Raw genomic sequence first — 6,688 nt, 5'->3', positions numbered from 1 at the left:
ATGGGGGGCTGGGACCGTCTGCGGGGTTGTAGGATGGGGTGCCAATTTGGGCGTAGAGTTCACTGGCGTCGGGTTTGTCGAGTCCCCGAAGACCCGGCCGGTCGACGTGGAGCGGGCCCGCACCGCCCTGGCCGGCGCGGGCTTCGGCGACGCCGAGGTCACCACGGCCGGTGCGGGCGACATCTCCGTACGGACCGGCGAACTCGACAACGACGGCGAACACGCCCTGCGCGCCGCCCTCGCGGCGGAGGGCGGCACGACCACCAAGGTCCGCGACGAGCTGATCGGCCCCAGCCTCGGCGACGAACTGCGGCGCAATGCCCTGATCGCGCTGGGCATCGCCGTGCTCGTGCAACTGGCCTATCTGGCGGTCCGGTTCCGCTGGACGTTCGCCGTGGCCTCGGTCGGGGCGCTGGTCCACGACGTGATCATCCTGGTCGGCGCCTTCGCCTGGCTCGGCCGCACCGTCGACGGCATCTTCCTGGCCGCACTCCTCACCGTCATCGGATACTCCGTCAACGACTCGGTGGTGGTCTTCGACCGGGTACGGGAACTCTGGGCGAAGGCCCGGCGCGTACCTCTGGCCACCATCGCCGACCGGGCCGTTCTCCAGACCGTCCCGCGCACGGTGAACACCGGAATGGGCGCGCTCTTCATCCTCGTCGCGCTCGCCGTGCTGGGCGGGGACTCCCTCGCGGACTTCGCCCTCGCCCTGCTGATCGGCATCTGCGTCGGCACGTACTCCTCGGTGCTGACCGCGGTGCCGGCCGCCCTCGTCCTGGAGCGGAGCAGCAAGGCCCCGCCGCCCGCCCGCAAGCGGTCGCCGGGACGCCGGTCCGGTACGAAGGCGGCACGCCGGGATCCGCTCGACAACGGAGCACGCGTCTAGGGCCTGCCCGACCCTGATCCGCCGGACAGCCCTTGGGGCCGGGGAAGGGCCTGCTCCGGATCAGTTCCGGCGCTCGGAGTCCGCTTCGAGCGCCGGCTCGGGGGGCGGTCATATTGAGCAGGACCATGGCGCCGTGGTCGGGGGTGCCGGGTTCGGCGACGTACACCCCGAGGCATGTCCCACGGCTGCACGAGGGCGCGGAGATCGTTCTCGACCACGTCGGCGGACAGACGCTCGCCTCCTGCCTGCCCGCAACCGAGGTCGACGGGTCGCCGGTCGACATCGGCCGCCTGGACACCGCCGCCTCCACCATCGACCTCGACGCCCTCTCCTACCGGCACCTGCGCGGAGTCTCCTTCGGCTTCACCAGGGCCGCCGAACTCGGCGAGGCCATCGCCGCCGCCGGCCGGGAACTCCTGCCCGCCGTCGCCGACGGCCGGGTCCGCCCCCTCATCGACATCCGAGCCGCTCGGACACGCGACAGCGAAGTCCTGACCCGGCCGATGGAGGCACGATGTCCGCCCCGGTCACCGCCGCACGGTACGACGGGCCCGCACCGCCGACCGCCTACCTGTCCGGAAGGCCGTCAGGGAACGAGGGACCGCAGATGGTCGGCGGTGGCCCGGTCGGCGGGCAGCAGCGTCTCGATCGCCAGCTCGGCCACCGTCACATCCATCGGCGTATTGAACGTCGCGATGGAGCAGACGAAGGAGAGCACCCGCCCGTCGTGCTCGATCAGCAGGGGCAGCGCGAAGGGCAGCGACGCAAAGGGCCCGGGGCCGGTGTCTTCCGGTACGGGGTAGCCCGCGACCTCCTCGTACAGCTCACGCAGCTCCGCCGAACGGGCCAGGGCGATCTGGCGTTCCATCTGGTCCAGCAGATCGGCCCGCCACTCCCGCAGATTGCGGATGCGCGGGGCGAGGCCCTCCGGGTGCAGGGTGAGCCGCATGGCGTTCAACGGCGGTACGAGCAGATGTTCGGCCACTCCCTCCATCAGCGTCGCCATACCCCGATTGGCCGCCACCACGTTGTACGTACCGTCGACGACCAGCGCCGGATACGGGTCGTACGCCTGGAGCAGCCGCTCCATCCCCTCGCGCAGCGCGTCCAGTGCCGGGTCGTCGAGCGCGGTCTGTGCGTAGCGGGGCGCGTAACCGGCCACCACCAGGAGGGCGTTGCGTTCTCTGACCGGGACCTCTAGATGCTCGGCCAGCCGCAGGACCATCTCCTCGCTGGGGCGCGAGCGGCCCGTCTCGATGAAGGAGATGTGCCGGGCCGAGGAATCGGCACGGAGCGCCAGCTCCAACTGGCTGATCCGGCGCTGCTCCCGCCAGCTGCGCAGGAGCGGCCCTACCCCCGTGTCAAGCGCGACAGTTGTCATACCCAGACCGTAACGTCACCGGCACCGATCGCCGATGAGGGAGTCGCCGTATGCCCGCCGCACCGCTGTCACGGAATGAGATCGAGGACCGTCTGGGCGGACTGCCCGGCTGGTCGCTGGAGGGTGACCGGATCACCTGCACCTACCGGCTCCACACCCACTTCGCCGCCCTCGGGCTGACCGCGCATGTCGCCGCGATCCAGGACGAACTGAACCACCACTCCGATCTGACCCTCGGCTACAACACCGTGTCCCTGTCCGTGAACACGCACGACGCGGGCGGCGCGGTCACCGAGCACGATCTGAACCTGGCCGCGCGGGTGGCGGCTATCGCCCCCGGGCACGGCGTGCGATAGCCGCGGCAGCGCGCGCCATGGCACATGGCCGCGTCGCTCAGGACGGCGCACACGCGGCGACGTGCCACATCGCGGACGTGCCACATCGCAGGCGTGTCACATCGCGGCGCCGAACCGTGGATGCGCGGCGAGCCAGCGCGTGTAGCTCTCGCTGCGCTTCACCGCCTCCGCGTACGCCGTCCGCGTGTGACCGCTCACCGCGCCCACCGCCGCGTCGGCCGCCGCCGAACGCGGATGCCAGCCCAGCAGATGCCGCCAGCTCAGCGGCGAGCCGGCGATCGGCCGCGTCACCAGCCCCGGGGTCGGCGGAAACGTCGCCCGGCACAGTCCGACCGCCCGCCCCACCTGCACCAGATGGACGACGGAAGCCGTGTCCGTCTCATACACCGAGACCGGGCTGAACCCGGCCCGCGCGCAGGCGCCGACGAAACAGTCGGCGAAACAGCCGTCGCCCGGCACGTTTGCCCAGCACTCGTCCGCCAGCGCGGCGAGGTCGAGCTCCTGTTCACCGGCGAGCGGGTGGGAGTCCGGCAGCATCACGAAGACCGGATCGACGCCGATCACCTGCCACGTCAGCCGGTCGTTGGCGGGTGGCGGGCTCTCCCCGCAGGCCCCGATGAGAGCGAAGTCGAGGCGTCCGTCCACCAGTTGGGCGGCGATCTCGGATACCGACCAGGAGGTGTACGTCGACACGGGCGCGGTCGGATACGCGGTGACCAGGCGGTCCACGAGGCCACCCAGCAGCGGGCCGTGCGTGCCGCCCAGCCGGAAGCGCTCCATCGTCCCCCAGGCGTTGGCGAACCGCACCGCCTCCTCCTGGAGCTCGCTCACGGCGGGCAGCACCACCCGGGCCCGTTCGAGCACCAGCTCACCGAGGAGCGTGGGCCGGGCGCCGGTGTGGTCGCGGTCGAAGAGCGGGCCGCCGAGCGCCTTCTCGATCCTTCGCAGCTGCGCGCTCAACGCGGGCTGGGCGAGACCGAGAGTCGCGGCCGCCTTGGTCAGGCTCCCGGTGTCGGCGATGGCACGTACGGTTCGCAGATGGCGCAACTCCAGCTCCATAAACGCAAGTTATGGGCCCGGCGGCGTACCGGCAATATGCAGGTGTCCATTGGGTGAGATGTGTCCTGGAGTCGGGCGAGTGCCGGGCGGGCGGCGTCGGCCGGAGAGAGACTTGCTGAATCGGCAACAGAACTTGCCGTGAGGTCGATCCGTGGTGAGGCTTGCTCTCATGAGCACTCACACCGGACACGGTCACCACCAGAGCACCGCTCACGCCCCCCACCACCCGGACCCGGCCCACGGCGGCCACCACGACACCACTCATGGTCACCATCAGGACGCCGGCGACATCGACTGGGACGTGTTGGGGCCGATGCTGGAGCAGGAGGCCGAGGTCAGTCGTCCGCAGTACGAGGAGGCGGCCCGCTGGATCGCCGGGCTGCCCGCGGCCCCGAAGGTGCGCCGAGTGCTCGACATCGGCAGCGGACCGGGTGTGATCACCTGCCTGCTCGCCGAGATGTTCCCCGACGCGGAGGTCGTCGCCGTCGACGGCACCCCGGCACTCCTGGAACGCACCCGTAACCACGCCGAACGCCTCGGTCTCGGCGACCGGGTCCGCACGCACCGGGCCGACATCCCCGAGGGCCTCGCCGGGCTGGGGGAGGCGGACCTGATCTGGGCGGGCAACGCCCTGCACCACATGGGCGACCAGCGCGCCGTCCTGGCCGGATTCGCCGCACTGCTGCGCCCCGGCGGGACTGTCGCCCTGGTCGAGGGCGGACTGCAGCCCCGCCGGCTTCCGCGCGACATCGGCATCGGGCGGCCCGGTCTGGAGGCCAGGCTCGAAGCGATCAACGCGGACCGGTTCGAGGAGATGCGGACGGCGCTGCCCGGCACCAAGCGGGAGACCGAGGACTGGAGTGCCCTCTTCACCGCGGTGGGACTGGCCCCGCAGGGCACCCGCAGCTTCCTGCTCGACCTTCCGGCACCGCTCTCCGACCGGGCCCGGGACCATGTCGTCACCGAGTTCGCCCGTCGGCGCCAGATGTTCGAGGAGGAGCTCACGGCCGAGGACATCGCCGTACTCGACCGGCTGCTCGACCCCGACGACCCGGCCGGGCTGCGCCGGCGGTCCGATGTGTTCCTGCTTTCGGCGCGTACCGTGCACCTGGGCCGACGGGGCTGACAGGGCTGACGGGGCCGGAGAGCCGACGGGAGCCCTGCCCGTATCCGGTCCACGCGCTGACCTGCTGGGTCCCCGGGACACGGCGGGCCGGAGCACGGGAGCCGGGAGCGGGAAGGCACCGGTGGGTGTGCCCCTGGACCGGCTGACCCGGCGTCGGGAGCTCGGGCTGACCGTGCCCGCGGGCCGCGCTGCGCTGGACCGCGAGGTGGTGTGGGCGCGCAGCATCGAACTGGCCGATCGCACCCCCTGGCTCGGCGGCGAGCTGCTCCTGACCACTGGCCTGAGGCTGCCCGGCACCACCGCCGGGGCGGCGTGCCTGCATGAAGCGGCTGGTCGTTGTGTGCTCGTCCTGCGCGGTGGCAGCCCGCTGCGGGTACTGGGCGCCTCGGGCAGCGATCTCGCCGGGCGGAGCTGCCCCGGGTCGGCGCCGTCCGCGACGGGTGCAGAGGTACCGCTGCTGCCGGGCGACGGACCGGGCCTGGCCTGTGCGCCCGCCGATGGTGCGGCGTACCGGCTGCGGCCGAGACCGTGCGCCGGGCTCAGCGGTGCGCACGGGCTGGATGCGGTGCCCCGGGCGCTGCGCGAGGCCGCCGGTGCCGCAGCGGCTGCCGAGGCACGGGGTGGGTACGAGCTGGCCCCCTTCGCGTCTCGGATACGGCACTGACCGGGCCGGTCACTCAAGCAAGCCCTGTCAACTTCCCCGTCCCAGAAGCGGATTCGGGACGGTGACCCGGTGCACACCCCCGTTCCCGGCTTCCTGTCGGGTGTCGTGGCTTCCGCTCCGGCGCGATGGACGAGTACGGACTCTCCTGCGCGCACGCCCAGGCGCTCACCCCGGCATCGTCTACTGCTCGGTGGCCGGGTTCGGAGCCGACGAAGGCGCCGCGCTGCCAGGCTCCGACCTGCTGCTGCAAGCGGTCGGAGGGCTGATGAGCGCTACCGGGCCCGCACCGGGACGCCTTACCGGGTCCGCACCGGGACGGCCCGTCAAGACGGGTCTGGCGCTCGTCGACGTGCTCACCTGACCGCCACGCGGCCGTGGGCGGCATGGCGGCGCTGCGCCACCGCGATGCGACCGGTGACAGCCGGCACGCCGAGGTCGATCCGCTGTCCTCGCTGCTGCTCACCCCGCTCGGGGTGCCCCGCGGCCCGGTCGACGATCTCGCGGGCGCCTTCGGTCTCGCCGAACGCCCAGGGCCTGTCCCCGCTGGTCACACCGGCCGACGCGGGCCACGACGCCCCCATGCGCCTGGTGGCCAACGCCATCGGGCCGTCCCGAACCCCGCCGCGGTACGAACGGCTGCCGCCGCGCCCCGGCGGGCACACCTGGGGCCCCTCGCTCGGACCTGCAGGGCTCGCGTGCCCGGTGTCGCGCCTTACCGCGTCGTCGTCAGTCGCCGACACGCCGCGTCGCCTCTCTCCTCCGCCTCGCGACGCACGACACCGGACCCCGCTCCCTGATCCGGCCCGATCCGAACGAACGACCCCAGGCCTCAGCCGCCAGCTGGACGACTGACCGCCGCTGACCAGCGCTTTCCCGCTCATCCGGCGTGAGTCGGCCAACACGCGCCGCCGTGCGGCGGCGCCGTGGAATGGGCTGCGGATGACCGGTATTCACGGGCTCCGGCCGCTGCTCGGGCCGTGTCAAGAAAAGACACGCTGCCGCCAGGGTGAGTAGGTATCAGAAAGTCCCCCATGCAGTCTAATTGCAGATCAATTCGCCCATGAATAAAGGCAATTGGTATCTCATCTAATCATGTGAAAATAGCATATGGCGTATTTCATATAACTCGACCGGGGTGTGGGTGCCGACCTTCGACGTGTCCGATATGACACGTATGAGGTTCATGCGTACGTTCATTCACGGGTCGACTGAT

Annotated in this window: 8 protein-coding genes; 5 read left to right on the top strand and 3 right to left on the bottom strand. The window is 71.5% G+C overall.

Features of this window, described 5'->3' with window-relative positions:
• Positions 1-889, top strand: an 889-nt coding sequence (secF, locus tag ACFV8T_RS29425) for a protein translocase subunit SecF (RefSeq protein WP_385333333.1), incomplete at its 5' end; no start/stop codon positions are given.
• A 586-nt stretch (positions 890-1,475) separates the two neighbouring features.
• Here secF and ACFV8T_RS29420 read toward each other — a convergent pair.
• Complete coding sequence (locus ACFV8T_RS29420) at positions 1,476-2,270, bottom strand: helix-turn-helix domain-containing protein (protein WP_385333330.1); 795 nt, start codon at positions 2,268-2,270, stop codon at positions 1,476-1,478.
• Positions 2,271-2,320: 50 nt separating this feature from the next.
• Between ACFV8T_RS29420 and ACFV8T_RS29415 the strand changes: the two genes are divergently transcribed.
• Positions 2,321-2,626 (top strand): 4a-hydroxytetrahydrobiopterin dehydratase, encoded by a 306-nt coding sequence (locus tag ACFV8T_RS29415; RefSeq protein WP_385333327.1) that lies wholly within the window; start codon positions 2,321-2,323, stop codon positions 2,624-2,626.
• A 96-nt stretch (positions 2,627-2,722) separates the two neighbouring features.
• Here the strand turns inward: ACFV8T_RS29415 and ACFV8T_RS29410 are convergent, their stop codons facing one another.
• Positions 2,723-3,685: a LysR family transcriptional regulator gene (locus ACFV8T_RS29410; RefSeq protein WP_266429319.1), complete on the bottom strand. Its 963-nt coding sequence runs from the start codon at positions 3,683-3,685 to the stop codon at positions 2,723-2,725.
• Positions 3,686-3,854: 169 nt separating this feature from the next.
• On the opposite strand from ACFV8T_RS29410, the gene ACFV8T_RS29405 reads away from it, so the two are divergent.
• From ACFV8T_RS29405 to ACFV8T_RS29395, 3 genes are all read left to right on the top strand, one after another.
• Positions 3,855-4,811, top strand: a complete 957-nt coding sequence (locus ACFV8T_RS29405) for a class I SAM-dependent methyltransferase (RefSeq protein ID WP_385333324.1) — start codon at positions 3,855-3,857, stop codon at positions 4,809-4,811.
• 121 nt (positions 4,812-4,932) lie between these two features.
• Positions 4,933-5,475: a hypothetical protein gene (locus ACFV8T_RS29400; RefSeq protein WP_385333322.1), complete on the top strand. Its 543-nt coding sequence runs from the start codon at positions 4,933-4,935 to the stop codon at positions 5,473-5,475.
• A gap of 190 nt (positions 5,476-5,665) precedes the next feature.
• The gene (locus tag ACFV8T_RS29395; protein WP_385333319.1) at positions 5,666-5,836 is read left to right on the top strand and encodes a hypothetical protein; all 171 of its coding nucleotides are present in this window, start codon (positions 5,666-5,668) and stop codon (positions 5,834-5,836) included.
• Here the strand turns inward: ACFV8T_RS29395 and ACFV8T_RS29390 are convergent.
• Complete coding sequence (locus tag ACFV8T_RS29390; RefSeq protein WP_385333316.1) at positions 5,829-6,077, bottom strand: hypothetical protein; 249 nt, start codon at positions 6,075-6,077, stop codon at positions 5,829-5,831. The two genes, ACFV8T_RS29395 and ACFV8T_RS29390, sit on opposite strands and share 8 nt — an antisense overlap.
• Positions 6,078-6,688 lie beyond the last annotated feature (611 nt).

This window comes from Streptomyces sp. NPDC059832, from assembly GCF_042731715.1.
Classification (GTDB): Bacteria; Actinomycetota; Actinomycetes; order Streptomycetales; family Streptomycetaceae; genus Streptomyces.
The sequence above is the reverse complement of the archived record's forward strand: the minus strand, read 5'-3'. Positions and strand labels throughout refer to the sequence as shown.